Origin of the sequence: Acinetobacter sp. YH12129 (genome assembly GCF_013418685.1) — a bacterium.
Taxonomy (GTDB): Bacteria; Pseudomonadota; Gammaproteobacteria; order Pseudomonadales; family Moraxellaceae; genus Acinetobacter; species Acinetobacter amyesii.
Genome location: NZ_VPBP01000006.1, coordinates 69,759 through 95,898, shown reverse-complemented (window position 1 = coordinate 95,898; position 26,140 = coordinate 69,759). Strand labels below are relative to the sequence as shown.

Genomic DNA, 26,140 nt, shown 5'->3' with positions numbered 1-26,140 from the left:
GACCGTGAAACTGGATATTGCTGCAGGCAGCTATAGCGATGCGGCAGGCAATGCTGGTCAAGCCGCAACTGCTTCACATAGCGTGGCAAGTATCGATAGCACAGCCCCAACAGCAACGATTAGCATTGCGGATAATGGCGATGTGAAAATCAGCTTCAGTGAAAAAGTCATTGGTTTCGATGCGGACGATGTACAGGTCACTGGCGGAAAACTGACAGACTTAGCACAACAAGCCGATGGAAGTTGGACTGCTAAAGTCGTGGCGAATGGCAACGATGGAAGTACGGCAAACGTTAAGTTGGATATTGCTGCAGGTAGCTATAGCGATGCGGCAGGCAATGCAGGTCAAGCCGCGACAGCTTCACATAGCGTGGCGAGTGTGGATACCACAGCACCGACCATTACTATCGATGATCTAATCATAACAAATGATCAAACACCAACGATCAGTGGAGAAACTGAGCCGGGTGCATCTGTCTACGTATATATTAAAGACTCTGCAGGCGTGGTGAAATTTGAAGGCCAAGCAAGTGTATTTGCAGACGGTGCTTGGACATTTACACCTCCTCGTAATTTAGATGATGGTGAATATACGGCTGTTGCAATTGCAACGGACAGAGTAGGTAATACAGCTGAAGCAAATGATGGGTTTGAAATCGATACGACTCCGCCAACTGTTGATATTGATGATTTTGATTTCTTTGCAGCTCCAGCTGTGGCTCCGCTCGCTACATTTGTTATGCGAGCGACGACGTTATCCACACCGTCAATTCCACTAACCAACAACAATAAACAGACTTTCTCTGGCACATCGAGCAAAAGTACGGAAGTTCTGATCAATATTTATGATGCTGAAAATAATTTATTGGATTCAGGCTTAGCGAAACTTGATACGGCAACAGGGAAATGGACGTATACACCATCGGTTGCTTTACCAGAAGGATTATTAACTTTAGAAGCTATATCGAAAGATATCGCTGGTAATATCAGTGCACCATCAACTAAACAATTTATTGTCGATACCATTCCACCACTTATTGATATTCATGATGTCGGTGTTATTACAGATCCATCTCCAAGTTTTAGTGGAAAAACTGAAAAAGGTGTAACTGTTACCGTAAGTGTGAAAGATCAACTCGGAAATGTGGTAGAAACAGGACAGGCACTTGTTGATGCTCAAGGCAACTGGAGTTACCAATCAAAATCACATCTGGCAAATGGTCTTTATCATATTGAAGCGATTGCGAAAGATGCTGCCGGAAACTCGAGTCAAAAAGTAGCGACGAGCACAACAATTGATAGCACTGCTGAAGTGAGTATTGCGGTTCAGGCAAATGCCGATGGTTCTGCAACGGTAACGGGTAAAACTGAACCGGGTGCAAGCGTTGAAATCACTACGCCAGACGGTCAAACCTATCCTGCAACAGTTGATGCCAACGGTCAGTTTACAGCAACGATTTCATCACCGGCTGCAGAAGGTACCTATACCGCAACAGCAACAGATCAAGCAGGAAATCAAGGTTCTGCATCAGCAGATCTAGATGACCAAGTTGCGCCGCAAATCGATGATCTAGAAGTCGATGCAAATGCCGATGGTTCTGCAACGGTGACAGGAAAAACTGAACCCGGTGCAAGCGTTGAAATCACTACGCCAGACGGTCAAACCTATCCTGCAAGCGTGGATGCCAACGGTCAGTTTATAGCAACGATTCCAACGCCTGCTGCAGAAGGTACCTATACCGCAACGGCAACGGATAATGCTGGAAATCAAGGTTCTGCAACAGCAGATTTAGATGACCAAGTTGCACCGCAAATCGATGATCTAGAAGTTGATGCAAATGCCGATGGTTCTGCACCGGTGACAGGTAAAACTGAACCGGGTGCAAGTGTTGAAATTACTACGCCAGACGGTCAAACCTATCCTGCAAGTGTAGATGCCAACGGTCATTTCACAGCAACGATTCCATCACCTGCTGCGGAAGGGACATATACTGCAATAGCAACAGATCAAGCCGGAAATCAAGGTTCTGCAACAGCAGATCTAGATGACCAAGTTGCGCCGAAAATCGATGATTTTAAAGTCACATCAAATCCAGATGGCTCTGCAACCATTACAGGTAAAACTGAATCAGGTGCGAAAGTTTCTATAACTGATCCACAAGGCAAAGATATAGATGTTAGTGTCGATGCCAATGATCATTTCATCGCACAAATTCCTGCAACAGCAGCAGAAGGCACATATACAGCGACTGCTACTGATCAAGCAGGGAATCAAGGTTATGCATCAGATGATTTAATGGATGCAACTATGCCGGTAATTCCAACTGCGGAAGTGAACCAAAAAGATGGCTCTACTGTCTTTGGTATAGCTCAACCGGGTTCAGAAGTGACGGTATATGCCTCTGATTCGAAGCAAAAGCTTGGGACGGCTGTAGCCGATGCAAATGGGGTGTATAGCGTTCAACTTCAGCCTGCTTTGGTGGATGGTGAGCAAGTAAACGTCACGGCGAAAGATGCAGGCGGTGAATCACCAGCAATCACAGCGCAAGCCCCAGATCTATTTGCCCCTGATGCACCGACAGCGAAAGTCAATGCAACAGGTTCTGCTGTGGAAGGTGTGACCGAAGCTTTTGCCATTGTTACCGTATACGGTGGTAGCAAAGGCACAACCCCATTGGGTACAGCGACTGCGGATGCCAATGGTTATTATCAAATTGCACTTGTACCTGCACTTGTGGATGGCGAGCAAGTGAAAGTGACCGCAAAAGATGCAGGTGGCGAATCTTTAGCTACACCAGCATTGGCACCAGACTTGTACGCACCAGCAACACCATTTGCAACTTTAGATAGTCAAGGTGCTGTGGTCACGGGTCATGCCGAAGCGGGTTCGGATATCACAGTGTATGCCGCAGATGCTAAAACCATTCTAGGCTCTGCAATTGCTGATCTTGAAGGCAATTTCAAAGTTGTCTTACAGCCAGCAGTGACAGATGGTCAGCACATTTTAGTGACTGCGAAAGATGATGGTGGTGAGTCTGCACCTCAAGAATTAATCGCGCCAACTGTTAGCATTCACGCAGCAGATAATCTAGTCAATGCTAACATCAACTTTGAATATCCAGTTGAAGAAGTCCGTACCAATAAACTATTCAATGTTTTTGATCTGATTAATATTGGTTCAAAAGTACATACAGGTTACTTCTCTATCGGGGATCAAGAAGTTGGTGAGGCAACGATCAGTGTACATACAGGTTCATTGATCAACCTGTTTGATAAAGCAGAAATGCGACTATTTGTGAAAAATGCCGATGGTAGCTGGAAGCTGATCGCGTCGAATAAAGACTATGGTTTATTAGATTTTATCGGCATCTTTGGCGAAGAAACGGCTGTACGCGCGAAAAACTTACAATCAGGTGAATATAAGTTTGAGTTTGTCGGTGGTTCGGCTATTGGTCTTGCAACATCGGTCAGTGCAAATCTATCGTTAAAAGTGTTTGATACTTCAGTAGAACCTGAAGTGAGCCATGTAGAAGAAGCCAAAGGAAATGTCATCTCAGATCATGATGCACTTTATGGTCAGGACGCTGTTCCAGCAGGTGCAATCGTCAACAGTATCAATGGCCAATTGATCAATGGTACGACCACAGTCAAAGGGAACTATGGCACATTAACCATTCATCAAGATGGCTCGTATAGCTATAAACCGAAAGCTGATGTCACAGCGATTGGTAAGGCAGAAGTGTTTAGCTATTCCGTGGTTGATCCGGTTTCGGGCAAAGCAAGTAGTGCTGACCTGATAATTCACATTGGAACGCAAAGCGATTTGGCATTGAATTGGAATGCAGCGGAGCCAAAAGATCATGCAAGTACAGTTGTTGCTACTAACAATGTTGACATGATCGGTTTTGATGCATCGAATACCGTATCTACAGGTCAATCAAATTCAATTAGCTACAGTTGGTCGATTGGATTTGGTGGGACGAAAGCAGGTTCGACCAAAATCACCGTTGCAGACGGTACGGTAGAGAACATCAAAGTTGACTTTGGTTCTTCACAACTGGTTTCATTACTGGGTAATACCACGATTAACGTCTACGACGAAAAAGGTAAATTAGTTGCGACTTCGGGAGCTTCAACAGTAGTGGATGTTATTGGTCTACTACCAAATGGTAATTCTGTCACGGTCACTGGATTGAAAGCAGGAACCTATACGATTCAAGCCGTAACCAATAAAGGCATAAGCTTGGGCGGCAGTGTATCGGCGGTCATTTCACGGAGCATTATTGACCTTGATAGCTTTACCGTAAAATTTGCTGCGAATGCTGCAACCACAGGCAATTTATTAACCGATAATGATGGATTTGGTGTTGATACTGTCGCTTCAAAATATACAGATTTGTATGTGTCTAAAGATGGTGGCTTAACCTTTACCCAAGTGAGTTCGACGGGTACAACCATTACGGCGAAATATGGCGAAATGGTGGTGAAATCAGATGGTAGTTACACCTATACCCTTAAAGATATGAATCTTGCCTCAGGTGCAGCAGAACAGTTTACGTATAAACTGGTTGCACCAAACGGTGATATTTCAGCGGCAACATTGACCATTAAAGCAGGTGTGAACTTCACAGGAAGTGTCGGTAACGATGAAATCACCAGTACTGCGGGCAATGATCAATTCACCACCAAAGCGGGCATTGATACGGTTATTTATAAAGTATTGGATCAAGCAGATGCAACGGGTGGCAATGGACATGATACTTGGAATGACTTTAATGCGTCTGAAGGCGATAAAGTGAATATCAAAGCCTTGTTACAAGGTCAAAATGCCAATCAGTCGAATATTGATCAGTTTGTTTCGGTGAAATCTGATGGCAAGGGCAACACCGTGATCAGCATTGATCGTGATGGAACAGGGTCTAAATTTGGCGATAAAGTTGAATTACTCACTTTGAAAAATACCGATGTGACTTTGCAAGACTTAATCGATCACAACCAATTACTGTACTAATCTGTCAAAATTAAGTATTAATCAAAGAGAACCTTCGGGTTCTCTTTTTTTATGCGGCTCAAAGGAGATCAGATGAAGCAGAGTGATGAATTGGCAACGCAAATTTTGTCGGTCATTCAATTGATACCGCAAGCAAAGATTGCCACTTATGGACAAATTGCCAAATTAGCGGGTTTACCTAAGCATGCACGACTGGTTGGCTATGTACTAAAGCATCTAGATACAACATCAACGATCCCATGGCATCGGGTGGTGAATGCTCAGGGAAAAATCAGCACGCAGCGTTGCAATGAAAAAGGTGAAAATATCCAGCAATTGAAATTGGCAGCTGAAAATGTCTTTGTGGTGAATGGACGCATCTCATTGAAACAATATCAATGGTTACCCTAAAAAATCCTTGCCTTCAACAAGCGTTTTTTATATTGATGACGCAGTCAATAAAAAAGCCCTCTAGGATCAGAAGGCTTTTTTAAGCTATAAATCTAATGGCTTATTTGCGTACAACCAAAACAGGAATGTCTGAAGCACCTAGTACGCTTTGAGCTACGCTGCCCAAGAAGAATTTTTTGATCCCTGTACGGCCATGTGAACCAATAATAATCAAGTCCGCATGTGTTTCTTCTGCAGCTTTAACCAGTTCAGTATGCACCACTTGACCTTCAAGTAAGCGAGTTTCAACAGTGACACCTTCAGTTGAAAATTTCGCTTTTGCTTCTTCAAGTGTATTTAAAATCGATGCACGAGCACGTTCAATTAAATCATTGGTTTGCGCTGCTGAAATATACTCTGCAGCAATATATGGATCGAGCGTCAGTACTTGAACCACAGTAATTTTACTGCCAAAAGTTTTTGCAAACTCGACAGCTTTAGCCACCGCAGCATAAGAAGTTTCTGAACCGTCCACTGGAACTAAAATATTATTTAAAGCCATCTTATTTCTCCTTATCTGATCAATTGAATTTGGATGGAAAAACCTGAAAAAAAGCGCTACTTACATTGATCATAGTTTCATCATACGCTTTTTTATTTGGGAATAAAACCAAGTAAATTCATAAGGATATTGCGAAATTTGCAATAAAAATATTGCAAAAATATAGACTTGTTTTCACCTCGCTTAGCGATAGCAAAAATGCTCAATAATGTAAGCAGCTATGTCTAGATTGTAAGACAATTTGGTGCTGAAAAAATTGAGCCTAGATAATTCATCCATCAGTGGACATGGTTTCAATCACACCGTTTCTCTTGCTCTGTCAGGGTAATATGCAACGCTTGTTGCTCAAGCAAGCTTAATTTATGCAACGCATCTTCAGGGAAAATCTGTTTTTGCAGGCGTTGAATTTGTCGCGCTGATAAATGCTGATTGGCACAATACATCGCAGCTTCATTAGCGCGCGCAACACTGACTAATTTCTCCTGATCATTGAAGTCGAGACGAATGATTGATTGCTGTGCTCGGCTAAGTTGAGCCATGCTGCGCTTTTGTTGCATGCTCAATAAAGGCTGTTTATTAATCCAAGTCGCCACATCACGTCGCACACCATTATAGTCAACAAAAATAGGTGAGACGATTTGGCAGCCCGTTAAGGTCATGACGGCAAGGCTGAGGGTCAGACAGGCTTTTTTTATCGAATTGAATTGCATGATAAAACTCTAATTTTTAATCAAAAAATATAGTAAATAGGGCTAAAAATAGCATAATTTGCTTAAATAGTAACATCTTGAACTTTGCTTGTTTAAACTCTGAACAATTGCAAACAAAAATGCTTGACGATAATGTGTGAAATCTAGATAATGCCACCACAGTTTACGGCTATGTAGCTCAGTTGGTTAGAGCACCGCACTCATAATGCGGGGGTCACAAGTTCAAGTCTCGTCATAGCCACCATTTTTATAGACCAAGCTCTCAGCTTGGTCTCTTTTTTTGTGCCTAGAAAAAGTCAAATAGATTGAAATAATTACAGCACTAATAAAATAATCTATTTACGATGTTAATGTAGAAATAAAAGAGAACTCAAATCTTTGATGTTATGAATTGATGTCCTAACTTTTGAAATACACATCTCAATTATTTTTTATTCTTACTGCTGCGTATTTTGCGCCTATAAAAAAGCCCAGTTATAGAACTGGGCTTTTTTTAATTTGAATCGAGTAATTAGATACCCGGTTTCCAACCATTCACGATTGGGTAGCGTCGTTCACGGCTAAATGCACGTGAGCTAATACGTGGACCAATCGCGCCTTGGCGACGTTTGTATTCGTTTAGATCAACCAAACGGATGACTTTTTTCACGACTTCAGCATCAAAACCTTTGGCAATGATGTCATCTTGGCTCATGTCTTCTTCGATATACGCATACAAGATGGCATCCAATACTTCATATTCAGGTAATGAGTCTTGGTCTTTCTGATCTGGACGAAGTTCCGCAGAAGGTGGACGAGTAATTACACGTTCAGGGATCACTGGTGTTTCTGAAATGCTGTTACGGTATTTTGCTAGTTCAAATACAATCGTTTTATAAACGTCTTTAAGAACTGCAAAGCCACCGACCATGTCACCGTACAATGTACAGTAACCAACAGATAATTCAGACTTGTTCCCTGTAGAAAGGACTAAATTGCCAAACTTGTTCGATAAGGCCATTAGCAACGTACCACGAGAACGCGCTTGTAGGTTTTCTTCAGTCGCATCAGTCGGTGCAGCGCCAAAGAAAGGGAATAAGGTTTGCATAAAGCCATTCACAATTGGATTGATTTCGGCAATACCAAAAGTTACGCCCATATTCTTGGCTTGTTCAGCCGCATCTTCAACACTGATTTGTGCAGTATAAGTATATGGCATCATGACCGCTTGAACTTTATCGGCGCCAATCGCATCGGCAGCAATCGCTAAAGTTAATGCTGAGTCAATACCACCAGATAGACCTAAAATCACGCCAGGGAAGCCTGAACGTTGTACGTAGTCACGGGTTGCGATTACAAGGCTTTGGTAGATTTCAGCCATGGTATTTAATACAGGCGTGATTGCACCTGTTTTAAAGGCTTTTTGTTCAGCATCGTATTCTGCGATATATAGATCTTCAACAAAACTCGGTGCTTGCAATGCAACTTCACCTGAATTGTTCATCACAAAGCTTGTGCCATCAAAGACAAGGTCATCTTGACCGCCCACTTGGTTACAGTAAACCAAATTGATGTTCAATTGTTTGGTCAATGCAGCCATGGTTTCAATGCGATGCTGTGGTTTACCAACTTCATAAGGTGAAGCATTTAAAACCAAAGCGGTTTCAACATTTAACTGAGCAAGCTGTTGAACAGTTGGTAATGCCCAAACATCTTCGCAAATCAACACACCAAACTTATGACCTAAATATTCAAAGACAAGGTGTTGATGACCTTCACTGAAATAACGTTTTTCATCAAAAACGCTATAGTTTGGAAGATTTTGTTTATTGTAAATCCCGAGAACTTGACCATTTTTCATGACAGCAGCAGAGTTATAGCGCTGACCATCTTCAGTTTGATTTACAAAACCAAAGACTAAAACGATGTCCTTAATGCTCGCTAATTGTTCAAAAGCTTGCTGTGTACGTTTATTTAAACTTGGACGTAATAATAAATCTTCAGCAGGATAACCAACTGTAGAAAGTTCCGGAAAAACAATAATATCTGCGTTCTGTTCTTTTGCAACATTGGCTTGTTGAAGCATTTTTGCTGCGTTTGATTCTAGGTTACCAATATGCGGAGAGAACTGAGCAAGTGCAATTTTAAAACTATTCATTCCAACTAAATCCTATTCCTATAGGTGAATACACTTAACACACTGATTTGTATTATTGTGATTATTCAGCGAGTGTATTTAGATACGAAAAATACTGCCGAAAGGCGAAAACAAAACACCATCATCGTATGATAATTCACTTGTTTTGATGCAAAGCAAAAAAATAAGGTGAACCTATTTTATCTGAATTTAAGCGAGATACTAGAGGTATTCATAGCTTTTAAAAGCCTAGCTGAGCTTATGTGCCATAAAGTAAATATTAATGCTGTTTTTTTGTACTCAAAATAGCGTCAATGGTCGAGCAATAGTGTGAAATAGAATGATCAGGCGATATTCAATTTTATCTAAAAATATTCGCTACAGAGCATGGAAGCTTTATAGCTCAATTTGATGAACAAGTTCTGGATATAAAATAATATTTTTAATTCGCTTTAAATAGATGTCACGTGCAATGTCACCTTGTTGCTCAATGTTGTAGTCAAAAAATGCCTTGTGTGCTTTGAGGGTATAGCGGTATGGATTATATTTTTTAAAACTAAAGAAATACGCCATCTGTAAAACAGCACCCCGACCCAAAACATTGATCTGCTGCTGGTATTGATAAACATGGGCCATCTCATGAATAAACAGGGCGCGATATCCTAAGGACGCTTTGGCATAGTCCGCTTTAAACAGTAAATTTCGTGCATGGATATACCCCTGAGGCGCCATGACCACATGCGCAGATTGCCAAGGCAAAAAAGGGTGATTCATCACTTTCACTTGCTCATATTGAATCAAATCCCCAAACACACTGCGACACATGGATATTTCACCTGCCGTGAGGGATCGATATTTAAAACCTTCAAGTTTTAACAGTCGGATGAGTGTAGGAAAGAAGGGCAACATGATGAAAAGTTTCTAGAGTTCCAAAGGGATGTGTAGTTTTACTATAACCTGAAAATACAATATCACGCTGTTGCGCTGTATTTAAAAAGCGATATTTTTGCATCTGCTACAGCGAAAAATCGATTAGGGCGTTACAATTTAGTTTTCGGTCAAACAGATAATCAGATGCAAGCACGGATCAATACTTTAATTTCTGAAATCAGCAAAAATATGTATGAACGTGAGCAGATTATTGCTTTGAGTTTGTTGGCTGGTGTTGCGGGTATGAATACCTTTTTATATGGTTTGCCTGGCACTGCAAAAAGTTTGATTTCACGTCGAATCGCCTCTGCTTTTGAAGTTCATGACTATTTTGAATATTTGATGAATCGTTTCAGTACGCCGGAAGAAATTTTTGGCCCAGTATCGATTAAAGCCTTAAAAGAAGATCAATACATTCGTAAAACAGAACATTATTTACCACGAGCAGATTTTGCTTTTTTAGATGAAATTTGGAAAGCCAGCCCTGCGATTTTAAATACTTTACTCACCTTGGTGAATGAACGGAGTTTTAAAAATGGTGATATTGTCCAAAAAGTTCCATTGAATGTTTTGGTCAGCGCATCGAATGAAATTCCCGAACCAAATCAAGGTCTAGATGCATTGTATGATCGTTTTATTTTGCGTTTAGAAGTGCCGCCGATTGCTATTGCAGAAAACTTCCATGCACTATTAGAGGCCAAACCGAGTCAAGTCAGTGTTGAAGTCGATGCAACTTTAAAAATAACAAAAGCAGAGTTACAAGATTGGCGGGAACAGATTTATCAGGTGGATTTACCCGAATCGATTTTAAATCTGTTTGATCAACTTAAAACTCGACTCAATCATAACTTTGAAGATCACGTGGTCTATGTCTCTGACCGTCGTTGGCAACGTGTGGCTTATTTAGTCAAAGCCTGTGCATTTTTAAATGATCGTTCATCGGTGATTTTGAGTGATTTATTAATTTTAAAACATTGTTTATGGAATCAGCCTGAAGACATTGGTTTTGTTTCACAGCAGATAGATGAAGTATTGGCTGAAAATGGCTTAAATTATGGGTTGCAGTTCGAACAGCATGTGGCAGAGAAGGATGCACTTGAACAGCGGGTGCTCAATCATTTTTATTATACCGATGATGTCTATGAGAGTTATTTAATTCATGGCATTGACTACTTGCGTGCAGTGACCAATCTAGATCGACACTATAAAGATAAAGTGTTGTATCTCGAACTGGATAAAATGGATACGAAAAAGGACTTCTTTGCCTTAGATGATACGGGTGAAGAAGTGCGTGGAATCGTGTGTAATTTTAATGGTTCAAGAGTGTGTACTTTAAAAGGTGGCTATTACGGCTTAGAAGAAGTGGTGACGCCGTATATAAAACATACCAAAGGTAGTCCACGCAGCTCTCTTTCAGCACAAAGCCAATATGAGCTGTTACACGAAGTTCAACAGCTCAAAGCACTGTTTCAAACAGAATTGGAACTGTTAACGGAACGATTTAACAGTCAAAAACATCAGTTTAAATCGGTCTTTGTCACTGAACAGGATATTCAACATTTGATTCAATCTATTGAGCAGCAATTGGCAAGATATCAATTGCAGTTGCAAGATTGTGAGCGTCTGGAACAGTTATGTCGCAATTAAAACCGACAAGACACCAAACCCAATCGGCACTCGATGAATTAAGTTCGCAGCTTTATGATGAATTAAAACAATCCAGCTTAAAACATTGGTTGGATGATCATAAAGTGGCAAAAAAGCTCGATCAAAAAATTCAGGAATGGGCCTTTCAGGCAAAATCGAGTTTAGATCAGCAGCATCCCTATGCAGTGGCGCAGCAGCAATTGGAATATTGGCTTGCGTTAAAGCATTGGGAGCAGGGTGATTTTGTTCAATTCCACACTGAATATGCCGCCTTCATGCAAACCTTAGGGATTCCAGAATTCACTGAAATGTGGCAACAGAGCCAACAGCCATTGCTGACCAAGCAGCAGCGTCAATTACAAATAGAGCTATTTAAAGGCAAATGGCAGCGCAAATTGACCGAAGCCATTGCACATTGGGAGTTTGAGCAGCTCCGTTTACAACGAGATGCCTTTTTAGATGAAATCAAAGATTTTCTCGCGACATTGTCGAAAATGGTCAAGCACCATGACAGTGTCGGGTTTGAAACTGGGATTTTTCTAGACTATTCCAAAGGACAATTAACAGAGCACGATGTACAGAACTTTGAGCAATGGGCGAATTATCTCGAGCAAGATCGGGCGCTTAAACGTCTATGTCAAATGATCGGAAGCGCACAGCCGAATATGCCACGTAAGCGGATTTCTGCTCAGTTAGAACAAGAACCACAGCAGCTTATTCACACCCCGATGGCGCAAGAGGAAATTACTGGAATTAAATTAGCACAAGAGCTCAGTATGGCTTTACCTAGCGAATTGGCGCTGTTAGCAGATCCAGACTTGCAGGTTTTATTTGATTTAAAATATTTAGAATCTAACCTGATGAGTTTTAATCGACAAGGGCAGCAACAAGGACGGGTTATCGAAGACCAACGCCATACGCAGCGTCGAGTCGGACAAAAAGGCCCGATGATTGTCTGCTTAGATACCAGTGGCTCAATGAATGGACAACCTGAACTGATTTCCAAAGCGATTTGTCTATATTTATCCATTCGAGCGCTGAAAGAAAAGCGAGCGATGTATTTGATGAATTTCTCGACCAATTTAACCGCGCTGAATTTACAGCATAACAGCGCTTTGGATGATGTCATTCACTTTTTAGGGCAGTCATTTCATGGGGGGACGGATATTATCCCTGCGATGAATCATGCCGTGGATATGCTGAAACAACCGAATTTTGTACATGCCGATGTGGTGGTGATTTCAGACTTTATAATGGGTCAACTGACTGAAGAACTCATGCAAGAGATCACACATTTTAAGCAGCAGGGCAATGGATTCTATGCTGTGGCTATCGGTAATTTTAAACTGGATCATTTAGACGACAGCCTGTTTGATCATCAATGGGTGTATCAATCTGCGACCGGTGAAGTGCAAAAAATCCAATAATCATTACTCAAAATACGCCATGACCTTTAATGACAAGCTTTTGAGCCATACAACACCGATGTTTTAAAGATTGTCTGACAAAGAAAATATTTGAGCATTTTTGCAAATCTAGAGGTCGGTTTTGCTAATGGCCTAGTGATCTATCTCACTTAATTTGATCCTCAATCTATGTGTTTTTACTTTAATCGACATGAAGTCAATGAACGGTAAACACCCAAATTGAGAGCAAAATCATGAGCGCTTTTCAACCGATAAAAAAAACTTTAGCACGCGTATTTGCAGTCCCTGTCTTTGACCCAACAAAACAGTCTGCCGTTGTTCCTATTCGGCATATGAAATTTGATTTTGAACCAGAAAAAATTGATCCAAAATTTTATATGAATGCAGAATTGGCCAGTGCCTATTTTGCATCTTTATCTATTTTCTTAACTCGTGGCGAAGATTTGGTGATTGATACTGCTCGATATCATCGCGACTTTATTCAAGATCCTGTATTAAGACAACGTGTCACGTCGTTGATTGGGCAAGAGGCCATTCATTCACGTATGCATGAAGAAATGAATGAAGCGTATCGCGCAAGAAATCTGCCTGTGCAATTTTTTAGAAAGTTAGAACACTACGTCTTTGCCTATGGTTTTGAACGTATGCCACAGCCAATGAAGTTATCCTTAATGGCAGCAATTGAGCATTTCACCGCAGTGCTTGCGGAATACATGATGAATCATGAAGAAATATTTTTTAATTCAATAGATGAAAAGCAGCGCGCCATTTGGATGTGGCATATGTTGGAAGAGTCTGAACACAAAGACATTGCCTATGATGTTTATCAAGAATTATCAGGTAATTATGCTTTACGTATTGCTGGCTTTTTCCCTGCATTAATTACCATTTTGGGTTTGATTTCAATTGGTGCATCGATTGTCCCTTTCTACAGAAAGCCATCAAATTTGATTAGCCTAAGCTACTGGAAAGATGTTCCGCGCAGTTTCCAACTGATTTTTGGGCTAAGAGATGGTGTCTATGGCAGTAGCCTCGGGCATATTTTTGATTATTTACGACCAAGTTTTCACCCCAATGACCATGACACCTCTGCATTTCTTGAATATTACAAAAAGCGTTTGTTGAACCCTGTTGATGGCGTGTTGACACCTTATTTTGTCAAAGAATTCACCCCAGCATTAAAACGATAAAAGGACACAACCATGGGGCTATTTGGAAAAAAGAACAAGCCAAGTGAAAACGCCTACGCGGTGGTTACTGGTGCAGGCAGTGGTATTGGGCGAAGCTTTGCTTTGGAGTTAGCACGTCGTGGCGGAACAGTGGTCTGTGCTGATATTCATTTAGAGGCAGCACAAGAAACGGTGGATCAAATTCAATCCATGACCTCATCAAATGCTTATGCGGTGCAGTGCGATGTAGGTAAGGCTGAAGAAGTAAAAGCATTGTCAGAGCAAGCTGAGCAGTTGATGGGACATGCTGTGACTTTGGTGATTAACAATGCAGGCGTCGGGCTGGGTGGTAAATTTGATGAGCTGAGTTTAGACGACTGGCAGTGGTGCATGCATGTCAATTTGTGGGGTGTGGTGCATGGCTGCCATTATTTTGTACCCAAGCTAAAACAAAATAAGCAGGGCGGCGCGATTATTAATGTTGCTTCTGCTGCGGCATATACTGCTGCACCAGAAATGACAGCATATAACGTGACGAAGTCGAGTGTGTTGGCATTGTCTGAAACTTTATCGGCAGAGCTCCGATCGGCAAATATCCGTGTGAATGTACTGTGCCCAACCTTGGTGCCGACCAATATCATGAAGAATGGACGCTTGCCCAATCGATATTCAAGCTTAGCTGATCAACTGCTGATGAATCATGCATTTACGACGAGCCACGATGTAGTCAATTTGACATTGAATAATTTAGATGCAGGGAAGTTGTACACCATTCCGCAACCTGATGCCAAATTATTTTGGTGGTTAAAGCGTTTATCCCCGCAAACCTATACCCGTTTATTGGGGGTGGGTTATCCCATATTTAACAACTATATTAAAAAGTCGGGAGCAAAAGCATGAACATGCCGACACAATTACATGACGAAGATGTAAAAGCATTAGATCAAGAGAAAACTCAAACTAAAAAGCCCACAGCACATACTAATGCACGTCGTCCTGCATCGTCTTCTGCTAAAGCTAAAAAAGCAGCACAAGACCAAGCAGAGCCAGAACCTAGCCTACAAAAACCAAGCGTAGAAAATCAAGTGCGTGTCTACGATACCATTGTGATTGGTGCGGGGATATCCGGTTTAGCTGCCGCTCATCAAATGAATGAACGAGGTTATACCGATTATGTGGTTTTGGAAAAAGCCAATCGCGTAGGAGGAACATGGCGCGACAACACCTATCCAGGTTGTGGATGTGATGTCCCTTCGGCTTTATATTCTTTTTCATTTGCACCGAGTCATAAATGGAGTCATTTATTTGCCAAGCAACCTGAGATTCTGAACTATTTAGAAGGTGTTGCGGAGCAGCATGCGCTGTATCGCAACATTCAGTTCAATTGTGAATTAATTGCAGCGGAATGGAATGAGCAATTAAAGCAATGGCAATTGGAGACCAGTAAAGGTAAGTATGCGGCAAGAACAGTGATCTTTTCCACTGGGCCGATTACTGAACCGCAAATTCCAAAAATTAAAGGTATTGAAAGCTTTGAAGGTGAAATGTTCCATTCTGCGCGATGGAACCATGCCTATGACTTAAAAGATAAACGTATTGCAGTGATTGGTACGGGGGCATCTGCGATTCAGTTTATTCCTCAGATTCAACCTATTGCCAAAAATGTGGTGGTGTTTCAACGGACTGCGCCATGGGTATTACCAAAAGCAGATTTACCACTGAATGACCGTGCGAAAGGCATCATTACCCGTTTTCCGACTGTTCAAGAAACTTGGCGCAAAAGTGTGGCCGGTATATTAAATGGTATTAATTTAGGACTGCGTAATCCTTCACTACTAGAGCCTGTGAATTATTTAGGTCGTCAGTTGTTGAAAACACAAATTCAAGATACTGAATTACTTGAAAAAGTAACACCAAACTTTTCTATTGGTTGTAAGCGTCTTTTATTTGCCAATAACTATTATCCTGCTTTGCAGCAAGCCAATGTTGAACTTGTGCCACATGGTTTAGTGGAAATAGAAGGTAATACTGTCATCGCTGCAAATGGTGAACGTCATGAAGTCGATGTCATTATTTGGGGCACAGGTTTTGAAGTTTCTCATCCGCCGATTGGGCAACGTGTAAAAAATGCCAAAGGGGAGTTATTGTCAGAACTTTGGAAAAACAGTTCTCCTGAAGCGTTTTTGGGTACCAGTATCGCGCAAGTACCTAATGCCTTCTTGGTGCTTGGGCCAAATATTTTGGTTTATGACTCATTCATTGGGATTGCAGAAGCACAGGTTGGGTATATCGTTGATGCTTTGGTAAAAATGAAACAAGAGAAGATACAACGGCTTGAAATTAAGCCAAATGTATTGGCCTATCACAATGCAAAAGTACAGACACATTTACAGACTACAGTCTTTAATAGTGGCGGCTGTAAGAGCTATTACTTAGATGCCAATGGACGCAATTTTGTAGCTTGGCCGTGGTCACTGAAACAGTTAAAGCAGCGTCTTAAACAGGTGGACTTGACAGACTATGAGTCGGTTGCTTAGAGAAGGTTGCTTAATAAAAGTTACTTAACTTAATAAGCTAAAATAAAGCATCATCAATATTTAAACCTTTTGTTTACAGCCTAATTTCTACGTGGAATTAGGCTTTTTTATGACGATATCTGATGAAGCAGTGTGAGATTTTCTAGAAAATGGCGATTTAAAATACACTCAGCAATAAACAGCATACTTTATAACTTGTGAGACATCGTTTTATCTAATGATTGAGTTGAAAAATCAGTCAGATGGGGCTGTTTTAAAGTGCAAAATAAATCTAGCTGCATAAAAAAACCGCCCCAAAGGGACGGTTTTTAGATTCGCACAATTCTTTCGAATTAACGACCTTGGATATCGCGTTGAGTTTCGCCAGTGTAAAGCTGACGAGGACGACCGATTTTGTAAGGTGCGCTGTGCATTTCTAACCAGTGGCTGATCCAACCAACAGTACGTGCAAGAGCGAAGATTACTGTAAACATTTCTGTTGGGATACCAATCGCTTTAAGGATGATACCTGAGTAGAAGTCTACGTTAGGGTATAGGTTACGTTTGATGAAGTATTCGTCAGAAAGCGCAATACGTTCGAGTTCCATAGCCAAAGCAAGTTGTGGATCGTTGATACCAAGTGCAGTTAACACTTCGTCACAAGTCTCTTTCATTACTTTCGCACGTGGATCGAAGTTTTTGTAAACTCGGTGACCGAAGCCCATAAGTTTAACTTCTTTAGTTTTCACTTTTTCCATGAACGGAGCAACGTTTTCTACAGTGCCGATTTCATCAAGCATCTTAAGAACAGCTTCGTTCGCGCCGCCGTGAGCAGGTCCCCATAGAGCCGCGATACCCGCAGCGATACATGCGTATGGGTTAGCGCCAGTAGAACCAGCAAGACGTACTGTAGAAGTAGACGCGTTTTGTTCGTGGTCAGCATGAAGCGTGAAGATACGGTCCATTGCTTTAGCAAGAATAGGGTCAACTTTGTAATCACGGTCTGCAGGAGTAGCAAACATCATGTACAAGAAGTTTTCTGCGTAGCTTAAATCGTTACGTGGGTAAACGAATGGTTGGCCTACTGTGTATTTGTAAGTCCAAGCAGCTAAAGTAGGAACTTTAGCGATTAAGCGAATAGCAGTGATTTCGCGGTGGTCAATGTTTTCAACATCGAAACCGTTGTGATAGAACGCAGAAAGCGCACCAACAACACCACACATGATCGCCATAGGGTGAGCGTCACGACGGAAACCATTGAAGAAACGGCCAACTTGATCGTGAACCATAGTGTGGTTACGAACTTTAGCATCGAATTCTTGTTTTTGTTCAGCAGTAGGAAGCTCGCCGTTCAAAAGAAGGTAGCAAGTTTCTAAGTAGTCTGCTTTAGTAGCAAGCTGGTCGATTGGGTAGCCACGGTGTAGAAGAACACCTTTACCGCCGTCAATGAAAGTGATTTTAGATTCACAAGCAGCCGTTGAGACAAAACCAGGATCAAAAGTAAAGTGACCTGCGGCCAACACATCTTTAACGTCAATTACATCTGGGCCTAGAGTGCCACTGTAAATTGGTAAGTCAATTTCTTTGCCATCAAGCTGTAAAACGGCTTTTTTGCCAGTTGCTTCAGACATTCAATAGATCTCCTGTCCTGGTGAATGTTTTATCTGACTCAGTACTAATCTTTTAATGCGAGAATCAGACGGATCAAAAATTTGCTCTAAGATTAGAGGGAACTGAAATTTTGTCAATTATACTTATGGATATAAATTGATGATCATTCATTGAAATGAAGCACAATTCATCCGCTTAAAAAATGAGTAAAATCACAGTGCCGACGCAGTATAATAAGTCAAATTGCAGGGGAGGTGCAGATTAAAAAAAGCCTATTGCCTTAATTGTAAGCAATTTTTAATTCTTAAAAACTCTGAAACAAATAGGAATTACAAGACCGCTATTTCATTAAATTATTATAATTTTCGTAACTTACACACATCTATGGCTTTAAATTGCTGTTTTCTTATTCATAATTAAAACGACTTAATCGCCCTTAAAAAAAAGTTCGTTTGGTTAAAAAATAGTTAATTAAACGCCTTAAAAAGCTTAATAAATGATCATTTTTGTCATTGGAAAGGTAAATAATGGCGTTTTATTGAACAGATTTGCTGTTACTGAGATTTTTATGCACAGACTAAGTACTTATTTCGTTTCATGATCTTTGAGTTTTATCATTTGAGAAAATGACGCACATTTATTTTTATGATTAAGGCTTGGCGAATGTGCTGGAAGATTTTAAAATGTAGTGGGAAAAGAAAGATTTAGATTTGTTCATCTTTAGTCTAAAAGTTTAAATCACCATATACACACAAAAACAATAAATGAAATTTACATTTAACTGATTAAAACCAACAAGATAGTATGATTTTCTTAGATAAATAAGGTATTTGTTTGTAGAAAAGTTATTGTTAATGATTCTTATTTAAGGATATTTTGCAAAATTCCTAATTGTCTTCGTTTGTGTTTTGAAAGTTCACGTTTTATAATTCCCTGTCGTTTATAAGATCAGACAGCTGCAGAGTTTATTATATTGTAATGTCTGACTATGCTAGCTTTCCTACGAATTAATTCCAACAAACTCCGGATGGAGTTTTTACTTACAGGATGCCCGCTGTGAAAAGCAACAGACCTGTCAATTTGTCCATGGGTCAAGTTTTAGACGTAAACTTAAAATCCCCTGTGGCTATTGCATCAATTTTACACCGTCTATCAGGTGTTATCGTATTTTTACTCGTACCGGTCCTTCTTTGGATTTTAGACAAATCTTTATCTTCACCTGAAGGTTTTGCGCAAGTTCAAGCTGTGTTTGATAGCTTTATTGTGCGTTTTGTCGTATGGGTATTTGTAGCCGGCTTAATTTATCACCTTATTGGTGGTATCAAGCATCTATTTGCAGATCTTGGCGTTGCTGAAGAACTTCAAAGTGGTCGTATCGCAGCTACTATTTCATTGATCTTGTCTGCAATCGGTATTGTTGCAGCATTTGTATGGATTGTTCTCTAATGAAAAGTGCTACAGGTTTAACAGGATCAGGTTCACGCGATTGGTTTATCCAACGTGTAAGTGCCGTTGTATTGGCTGTTTATACTATTGTTGTGCTGGGCTGGATCCTTTGCAATAGCGGATTCACTTTTGAGCAATGGTATGGCTTTATGATGACAACACCAATGAAGATTTTATCTTTATTGTCTGTCTTATCTCTTGTTGCGCATGCTTGGATTGGTATGTGGCAAGTATTCACTGACTATGTGACTACTCGTCAAATGGGTCCTTCAGCAAACGGTCTGCGTTTAGTGCTGACTTCTGCAGTGATTGTTGCAGTATTTGCATACGCGATCTGGGCGATCCAGATTTTTTGGGCAAATTGATAGGAAGATATCATGGGCGCTATAACCCCTAAAGAAGATTACACAAATATTCCACACCTAACTTTCGATGCTGTCATCGTTGGTGGTGGTGGTTCAGGTATGCGTGCATCTTACCAACTTGCTCAAGCGGGTTTAAAAGTTGCAGTACTGACTAAAGTATTCCCAACACGTTCGCACACAGTTGCAGCGCAGGGTGGTATTGGTGCATCTCTTGGTAACATGCAAGAAGATAACTGGCACTACCACTTCTACGACACTGTTAAAGGTTCTGACTGGTTAGGTGACCAAGACGCAATCGAGTTCATGACTCGCGAAGCGCCACAAGTTGTATATGAGCTTGAACACCTAGGTATGCCATTCGACCGTAACGCTGACGGTACAATTTACCAACGTCCGTTTGGTGGTCATGCTGCGAACTATGGTGAAAAACCAGTTCCACGTGCATGTGCTGCTGCCGACCGTACAGGTCACGCTCTTCTTCATACGCTTTATCAAAGCAACGTGAAAATGGGTACTCAATTCTTCGTTGAATGGATCGCACTTGATTTGATCCGTAATGAAGAGGGTGATGTGCTTGGTGTGACAGCAATTGACCAAGAAACGGGTAAAATTGCAGTATTCCAAGGTAAAGCAACATTGTTCGCTACTGGTGGTGCTGGTCGTGTTTACCGTGCATCTACTAACGCTTATATTAATACTGGTGACGGTCTTGGTATGGCAGCTCGTGCAGGTATTCCATTACAAGATATGGAATTCTGGCAATTCCACCCAACAGGTGTTGCGGGCGCAGGCGTATTGTTGACAGAAGGTTGTCGTGGTGAAGGTGCGATCCTTCGTAACGATGCTGGTGAGCCTTTCATGGAGCGTTATGCTCCGACACTGAAAGACTTGGCACCTCGTGACTTTGTATCACGTTCTATGGACCAAGAAATTAAAGAAGGTCGTGGCTGTGGTCCTAAGAAAGACTACATCTTGCTTGATATGACGCATCTTGGTGCTGAAACAATCATGAAACGTCTTCCATCTGTATTTGAGATTGGTAAGAAATTCGCGAACGTTGACATCACTAAAGAGCCAATTCCTGTAGTACCTACAATCCATTACCAAATGGGTGGTATTCCTACAAATATTCATGGTCAAGTGGTTGTTCCTGTATCTCGTGAAACTGAAGCTTTGGTTGCGAACTACAATAAAGAAACTGGTGTGTACTCACACAATGCGGGTGACCGTGATTTCACTAAACCAGTGAAAGGTTTCTATGCAATTGGTGAATGTTCATGTGTATCTGTACACGGTGCTAACCGTCTAGGTACAAACTCATTGCTTGACTTGGTTGTATTTGGTAAAGCTGCTGGTGAACATATTGTTGACTACGTAACTAAACACCACGGTGATGAATACGCTCCATTACCTACAACTGTACTTGAAAACACTTTGAATCGTGTTCGTCATCTTGATGAATCTACTTCTGGTGAAAATGCTCAAGAAGTTGCAGATGCAATCCGTGACATCGTTCAAGACCACGCTGGTGTATTCCGTACATCTGCACTTCTTGAAGAAGGTGTGAAACAGATTCTTGCGATCGAACCACGTGTACGCAACATTCACTTGAAAGACAAATCTAAAGTATTTAACACAGCACGTGTTGAAGCTCTAGAAGTTGAAAACTTGTATGAAGTTGCAAAAGCGACATTAATTTCTGCAGCTGCACGTAAAGAATGTCGTGGTGCGCATACAGTGGTAGATTTCGAATTACCACCTGATCATGCTGACTACCCATACGGCCGTCGTGATGATGAGTGGATGAAACACACTTTATGGTTCTCTGTAGATAACCGTCTTGAGTACAAACCAGTACGTTACAAGCCTTTATCTGTAGATGCTATTCCACCTAAACCACGTACATTCTAATTGGGAGAAGTAAGATGAGTAGAGGTACTCGTACATTTAATATCTACCGCTACGATCCTGATAAGGATGCAGCTCCGTACATGCAAACTTTTAAACTAGAGTTGACTGATAAGCATCGTATGTTGCTTGATGCGCTTCTAGCATTAAAAGTACAAGACGAATCATTAACATTCCGTCGTTCATGTCGTGAAGGTATTTGTGGTTCTGATGGTGTAAACATCAATGGTAAAAATGGTTTAGCGTGTCTTTGGAACCTAAACGACTTACCAGAAGTGATTACAATTCGTCCACTTCCAGGTCTTCCAGTTATTAAAGACTTGGTTGTAGATATGAATCAGTTCTACGATCAGTACAATAAAATCCATCCGTTCCTAATCAACAATCAGCCTGCGCCTCCTAAAGAGCGTTTGCAGTCTCCTGAAGAGCGTGAACATTTAGATGGTTTGTACGAATGTATTCTTTGTGCATGTTGTTCAACTTCATGCCCATCATTCTGGTGGAACCCAGACAAGTTCTTGGGTCCATCAGCATTGTTGAACGCATATCGCTTCATCATTGACTCTCGTGATACAGCAACTCAAGAGCGTTTGGCTCGTCTTGACGACCCATTCTCATTGTTCCGTTGTAAAGGTATCATGAACTGTGTATCTGTATGTCCTAAGGGTCTTAACCCAACTAAAGCAATCGGTCACATCCGTAATATGCTTTTAGATCTAGGTTAATAGATTTAGCAGTTAAAAGAAGCGCACCATTGGGTGCGCTTTTTTTTGTCATATATAAAAGTGATGATAGTGAAAGTTATTCACTGTTATTGATGTGTGCTTTAAATGGATTTCATAGAAACGTAGTGAATTAAAGGTATAAAGCGATAGATAAATGGTTATTTATTGATGAAACGCTCGTTCAAGTCTGTCAAAAGGATTAGAAGATGTTATTATGTAACGTAGTAAAAAGAGAGAGGATAGGAATGTCAGCTCTCTTTTGTTTTTGTATATGAGATGAGGGAAAAATCGAACGTAGACTTTTGTCTTAATTGAAAGATCATTTTATATGTAGCACCATATCATAGATGAAAATACAAACAGTGTATTTCGCTAATTTATGAGAGGTATGTGTCAAAAAAATCAATTGAAAATGCTCGAACGTGTTAGCATTTAAAGCATCACTATATGTAAAAAATGACTTTGAATTAGGTACATTTTTTCTACAATTTAAGCGCTGTAGACGGTATATAAATGTTAATAAAGTCGCTTTAGAAAAGATAATGGTGCAAATTTTATTTTTTCTAAGACGATTTGCAAAAATTGCCCGATTTATGTCGGGTATTTCTCAATGAGTAATGATGCCGCTGAGGGCGTTATTGTTCATTAATCACATTGGGTAATCCTAATGTAGTGATAACGCCTCAAGGCTTAAGCCTAATGGGGACTAATGTCATATTACCAATTTGACATTACTAATCATGGGTTCGCTTAAAAAGCATCCTGAAATGTTTTGCAATAGGAAATGGGTCCACACATGCAAGAAGTTGCTGACGCACTGCGTCTTGACACTGAACTTAGCGCTGACAGTGCAGCGTATATTGAAGAACTTTATGAGCAGTATCTAACGGCTCCAGACTCAGTAGAGGCTGATTGGCGTGAATACTTCGATAAATTCCCGAAAGGTGATCAACCACACAGCAATGTACGTGAGCAATTCCTATTATTAGGCCGTAATTCAAGCCGTGTTCAGCCTGTAGTGCAAAGTGCAGTAAGTTCTGAGCATGAACGCCGTCAAATCGGTGTATTACAGTTGATCGCTGCATACCGTAACCGTGGTCATCAAAACGCAAAATTAGATCCACTTGGTCTTGCAAAACGTGAAATCGTGCCTGATCTAGATCTTGCTGCGCACGGTCTAACTCAGTCTGACTTAGATACTGTATTTAATACAGGTAACCTTGCAATCGGTAAGTCTGAAGCAACACTTGGTGAAATGGTTCAAGCAATGGAAGCAACTTATACTGCTTCGATTGGTGTTGAATACATGCACATTGTTGATACTAAAGAAAAACGTTGGATTCAACAACGCCTTGAAGGTACTCGTGGTCAATTTGGCTACACTGCAGACCAGAAAAAACACATCCTTGAACGTCTAACTGCAGCTGAAGGCCTAGAAAAATACCTTGGTAACAAATTCGTTGGTGCGAAACGTTTCGGTGTTGAAGGTGGTGAATCTTTCATTCCTATGGTGAATGAACTTATTCAACGTGCGGGTTCGGTAGGTTGTAAAGAAGTGGTTATCGGTATGCCTCACCGTGGCCGTTTAAACCTTCTTGTAAACATCATGGGTAAAAACCCAGCTGATCTATTTGGTGAGTTCGAAGGCAAATCTCTGCATAAAAAAGGCTCTGGTGACGTTAAATACCACCAAGGTTTCTCTTCAAACGTCATGACTCCGGGTGGCGAAGTTCACTTGGCATTAGCGTTTAACCCATCACACTTAGAAATCGTTGGACCTGTAGTAGAAGGTTCTGTACGCGCACGTCAAGTACGTCGTAAAGATATCGGTGGTGATGATGTATTACCAATCATCGTTCACGGTGATGCTGCATTTGCAGGTCAAGGTGTAAACCAAGAAACTTTCCAAATGTCACAAACTCGCGGTTATACCGTGGGTGGTACAGTTCATATCGTCGTGAACAACCAAGTTGGTTTCACAACGTCTGACCCACGTGATGCGCGTTCTACAGAATACTGTACTGACATCGCGAAAATGATCCAAGCACCGATCTTCCATGTGAACGGTGATGATCCTGAATCTGTATTATTTGTTTCTCAATTGGCACACGATTTCCGTCATACATTCCGTAAAGACGTTGTAATCGATATGTTCTGCTACCGTCGTCGTGGTCATAACGAAGCTGACGAGCCAGCTGCAACTCAGCCAATGATGTATCAAATCATCAATAAAAAAGCGACTACTCGTACGCTTTATGCTGACAAACTTGTACAAGAAGGCGTTCTTGATCGTGCTTCTGCTGATGCAATGGTTGAACAGTATCGTTCTGACCTTGAAGCAGGAAAACACGTTGCAAATGCGTTGGTACTTGAGCCAAATACAAAAATGTTTGTGGACTGGAAACCTTACCTAGGCCACGAATACACAGACAAATGGGATACGACTTTCCCAATCGAACGTCTAAAAGAGCTTGGTGCGAAAATGCGCGAGCTTCCTGAAGGCTTCGTGATGCAACGTCAGGTTGCTAAAGTGATTGATGACCGTCTGAAAATGCAGACTGGTGAAATGCCATTGAACTGGGGTGCTGCTGAAACATTAGCTTACGCGTCTCTTCTAGATGAAGGTTTCCTTGTTCGTTTAACAGGTGAAGACGTTGGTCGTGGTACATTCTCACACCGTCATGCAAAACTTCATAACCAAGTAGATGGTTCAACTTACATTCCATTATGTAACTTGAAAGAAAACCAACCGCGTACTGCAATTTATGACTCTTTATTGTCAGAAATGGCGGTTCTTGCATTCGAATACGGTTATGCAACAACTCTTCCAAAGAGCCTTGTCATTTGGGAAGCGCAATTTGGTGACTTCGCAAACTGTGCACAGGTTGTAATCGATCAGTTCATCGCGTCTGGCGAAACGAAGTGGGAACGTGTATGCGGTCTGACTATGCTTCTTCCACACGGCTTTGAAGGTCAAGGTCCTGAGCATTCATCAGCTCGTTTAGAGCGTTTCTTACAGCTATGTGCTGAAGAAAACATGCAAGTGATCACACCGACTACACCAGCGCAGATTTACCATGCGATGCGTCGTCAAGCACTTCGTCCAATCCGTAAACCAATGATCGTGACTTCACCGAAGTCGCTTCTTCGTCACAAACTTGCAACCTCTACATTAGAAGAACTTGCAAATGGTTCATTCCAAACTGTGATTGATGAAATCGACAACATCAACAAATCAGACGTAACTCGTCTAGTGCTTTGTGGTGGTAAGGTTTACTACGACTTACTTGAAAAACGTCGTGAAAAAGAATTGAACAACACAGCAATCGTTCGTATTGAACAATTGTATCCGTACCCAGAAGCACGTCTTGCTGAAGTTCTTGCACAATATCCAAACGTTAAAGAATTGGTTTGGGCTCAAGAAGAACCGAAGAACCAAGGTGCATGGTTATTCATCGCTCCGCGTCTGTATGACGACGTGATGAAAGCGGGCAAACAAGTTCGTATTAGTTATGCAGGTCGTGAAGCTTCTGCTGCACCGGCTTGTGGTTCACCATATTTGCACGCAAAACAACAAGCTCAGCTCGTAAATGATGCTTTAGCTATCGTAGCTGAATAACAGGAGATT

General features: G+C 41.1%; 17 protein-coding genes and 1 tRNA gene. 13 read left to right on the top strand and 5 right to left on the bottom strand.

Annotated features, from left to right (window positions below):
• On the top strand, nt 1–5,011 hold a 5,011-nt coding region (locus FTU65_RS05800; protein WP_180066507.1), incomplete at its 5' end, for a BapA/Bap/LapF family large adhesin.
• A 72-nt stretch (nt 5,012–5,083) separates the two neighbouring features.
• Nucleotides 5,084–5,401: an MGMT family protein gene (locus FTU65_RS05795; RefSeq protein WP_180011029.1), complete on the top strand. Its 318-nt coding sequence runs from the start codon at nt 5,084–5,086 to the stop codon at nt 5,399–5,401.
• Between the two features lie 100 nt (nt 5,402–5,501).
• Here FTU65_RS05795 and FTU65_RS05790 read toward each other — a convergent pair whose 3' ends face one another.
• Nucleotides 5,502–5,942, bottom strand: coding sequence for a universal stress protein (locus FTU65_RS05790; RefSeq protein WP_078189919.1), 441 nt, complete (start codon nt 5,940–5,942; stop codon nt 5,502–5,504).
• A 293-nt stretch (nt 5,943–6,235) separates the two neighbouring features.
• Nucleotides 6,236–6,652: a hypothetical protein gene (locus FTU65_RS05785; RefSeq protein ID WP_078193001.1), complete on the bottom strand. Its 417-nt coding sequence runs from the start codon at nt 6,650–6,652 to the stop codon at nt 6,236–6,238.
• 167 nt (nt 6,653–6,819) lie between these two features.
• Here FTU65_RS05785 and FTU65_RS05780 point away from each other — a divergent pair.
• Nucleotides 6,820–6,896: transfer RNA gene (locus FTU65_RS05780), tRNA-Met, on the top strand.
• A 267-nt stretch (nt 6,897–7,163) separates the two neighbouring features.
• On the opposite strand, the gene FTU65_RS05775 is transcribed toward FTU65_RS05780, so the two are convergent.
• Both FTU65_RS05775 and FTU65_RS05770 read right to left on the bottom strand, forming a co-directional pair.
• Nucleotides 7,164–8,789 carry an NAD+ synthase gene (locus FTU65_RS05775; RefSeq protein WP_180011027.1) on the bottom strand — a complete coding sequence of 542 codons (1,626 nt, stop codon included), beginning with the start codon at nt 8,787–8,789 and terminating at the stop codon, nt 7,164–7,166.
• Nucleotides 8,790–9,164: 375 nt separating this feature from the next.
• A complete protein-coding gene (locus FTU65_RS05770) occupies nt 9,165–9,677 on the bottom strand; it encodes a hypothetical protein (protein ID WP_218946173.1) in 513 nt (170 codons plus the stop codon).
• Between the two features lie 165 nt (nt 9,678–9,842).
• Between FTU65_RS05770 and FTU65_RS05765 the strand changes: the two genes are divergently transcribed.
• The 5 genes from FTU65_RS05765 (at nt 9,843) to FTU65_RS05745 (ending at nt 16,478) form a co-directional block, all read left to right on the top strand.
• Nucleotides 9,843–11,345, top strand: coding sequence for an AAA family ATPase (locus FTU65_RS05765; protein WP_180011025.1), 1,503 nt, complete (start codon nt 9,843–9,845; stop codon nt 11,343–11,345).
• Complete coding sequence (locus FTU65_RS05760) at nt 11,333–12,772, top strand: VWA domain-containing protein (RefSeq protein ID WP_180011024.1); 1,440 nt, start codon at nt 11,333–11,335, stop codon at nt 12,770–12,772. Before FTU65_RS05765 ends, FTU65_RS05760 begins: the two co-directional genes overlap by 13 nt.
• A gap of 233 nt (nt 12,773–13,005) precedes the next feature.
• Nucleotides 13,006–13,962, top strand: coding sequence for a metal-dependent hydrolase (locus FTU65_RS05755; RefSeq protein WP_180011022.1), 957 nt, complete (start codon nt 13,006–13,008; stop codon nt 13,960–13,962).
• Between the two features lie 12 nt (nt 13,963–13,974).
• Nucleotides 13,975–14,841 carry an SDR family NAD(P)-dependent oxidoreductase gene (locus tag FTU65_RS05750; protein ID WP_180065232.1) on the top strand — a complete coding sequence of 289 codons (867 nt, stop codon included), beginning with the start codon at nt 13,975–13,977 and terminating at the stop codon, nt 14,839–14,841.
• Nucleotides 14,842–14,843: 2 nt separating this feature from the next.
• On the top strand, nt 14,844–16,478 hold the full coding sequence (locus FTU65_RS05745) for an NAD(P)/FAD-dependent oxidoreductase (RefSeq protein WP_180011047.1): 1,635 nt from the start codon (nt 14,844–14,846) through the stop codon (nt 16,476–16,478).
• A 332-nt stretch (nt 16,479–16,810) separates the two neighbouring features.
• Here the strand turns inward: FTU65_RS05745 and gltA are convergent, their stop codons facing one another.
• On the bottom strand, nt 16,811–18,088 hold the full coding sequence (gene gltA, locus FTU65_RS05740; RefSeq protein ID WP_078189909.1) for a citrate synthase: 1,278 nt from the start codon (nt 18,086–18,088) through the stop codon (nt 16,811–16,813).
• 1,027 nt (nt 18,089–19,115) lie between these two features.
• On the opposite strand from gltA, the gene sdhC reads away from it, so the two are divergent.
• From sdhC to FTU65_RS05715, 5 genes are all read left to right on the top strand, one after another.
• Nucleotides 19,116–19,514, top strand: a complete 399-nt coding sequence (gene sdhC / locus FTU65_RS05735; protein ID WP_078192993.1) for a succinate dehydrogenase, cytochrome b556 subunit — start codon at nt 19,116–19,118, stop codon at nt 19,512–19,514.
• Nucleotides 19,514–19,879, top strand: a complete 366-nt coding sequence (sdhD, locus tag FTU65_RS05730) for a succinate dehydrogenase, hydrophobic membrane anchor protein (RefSeq protein ID WP_078189907.1) — start codon at nt 19,514–19,516, stop codon at nt 19,877–19,879. Before sdhC ends, sdhD begins: the two co-directional genes overlap by 1 nt.
• 12 nt (nt 19,880–19,891) lie before the next feature.
• Entirely contained in the window at nt 19,892–21,790 is a 1,899-nt protein-coding gene (gene sdhA, locus FTU65_RS05725) for a succinate dehydrogenase flavoprotein subunit (protein WP_180011021.1), read from the top strand.
• Between the two features lie 14 nt (nt 21,791–21,804).
• On the top strand, nt 21,805–22,512 hold the full coding sequence (locus tag FTU65_RS05720) for a succinate dehydrogenase iron-sulfur subunit (protein ID WP_078189905.1): 708 nt from the start codon (nt 21,805–21,807) through the stop codon (nt 22,510–22,512).
• 796 nt (nt 22,513–23,308) lie between these two features.
• Nucleotides 23,309–26,131 carry a 2-oxoglutarate dehydrogenase E1 component gene (locus FTU65_RS05715; RefSeq protein ID WP_111884450.1) on the top strand — a complete coding sequence of 941 codons (2,823 nt, stop codon included), beginning with the start codon at nt 23,309–23,311 and terminating at the stop codon, nt 26,129–26,131.
• The last annotated feature ends 9 nt before the right edge of the window (nt 26,132–26,140 follow it).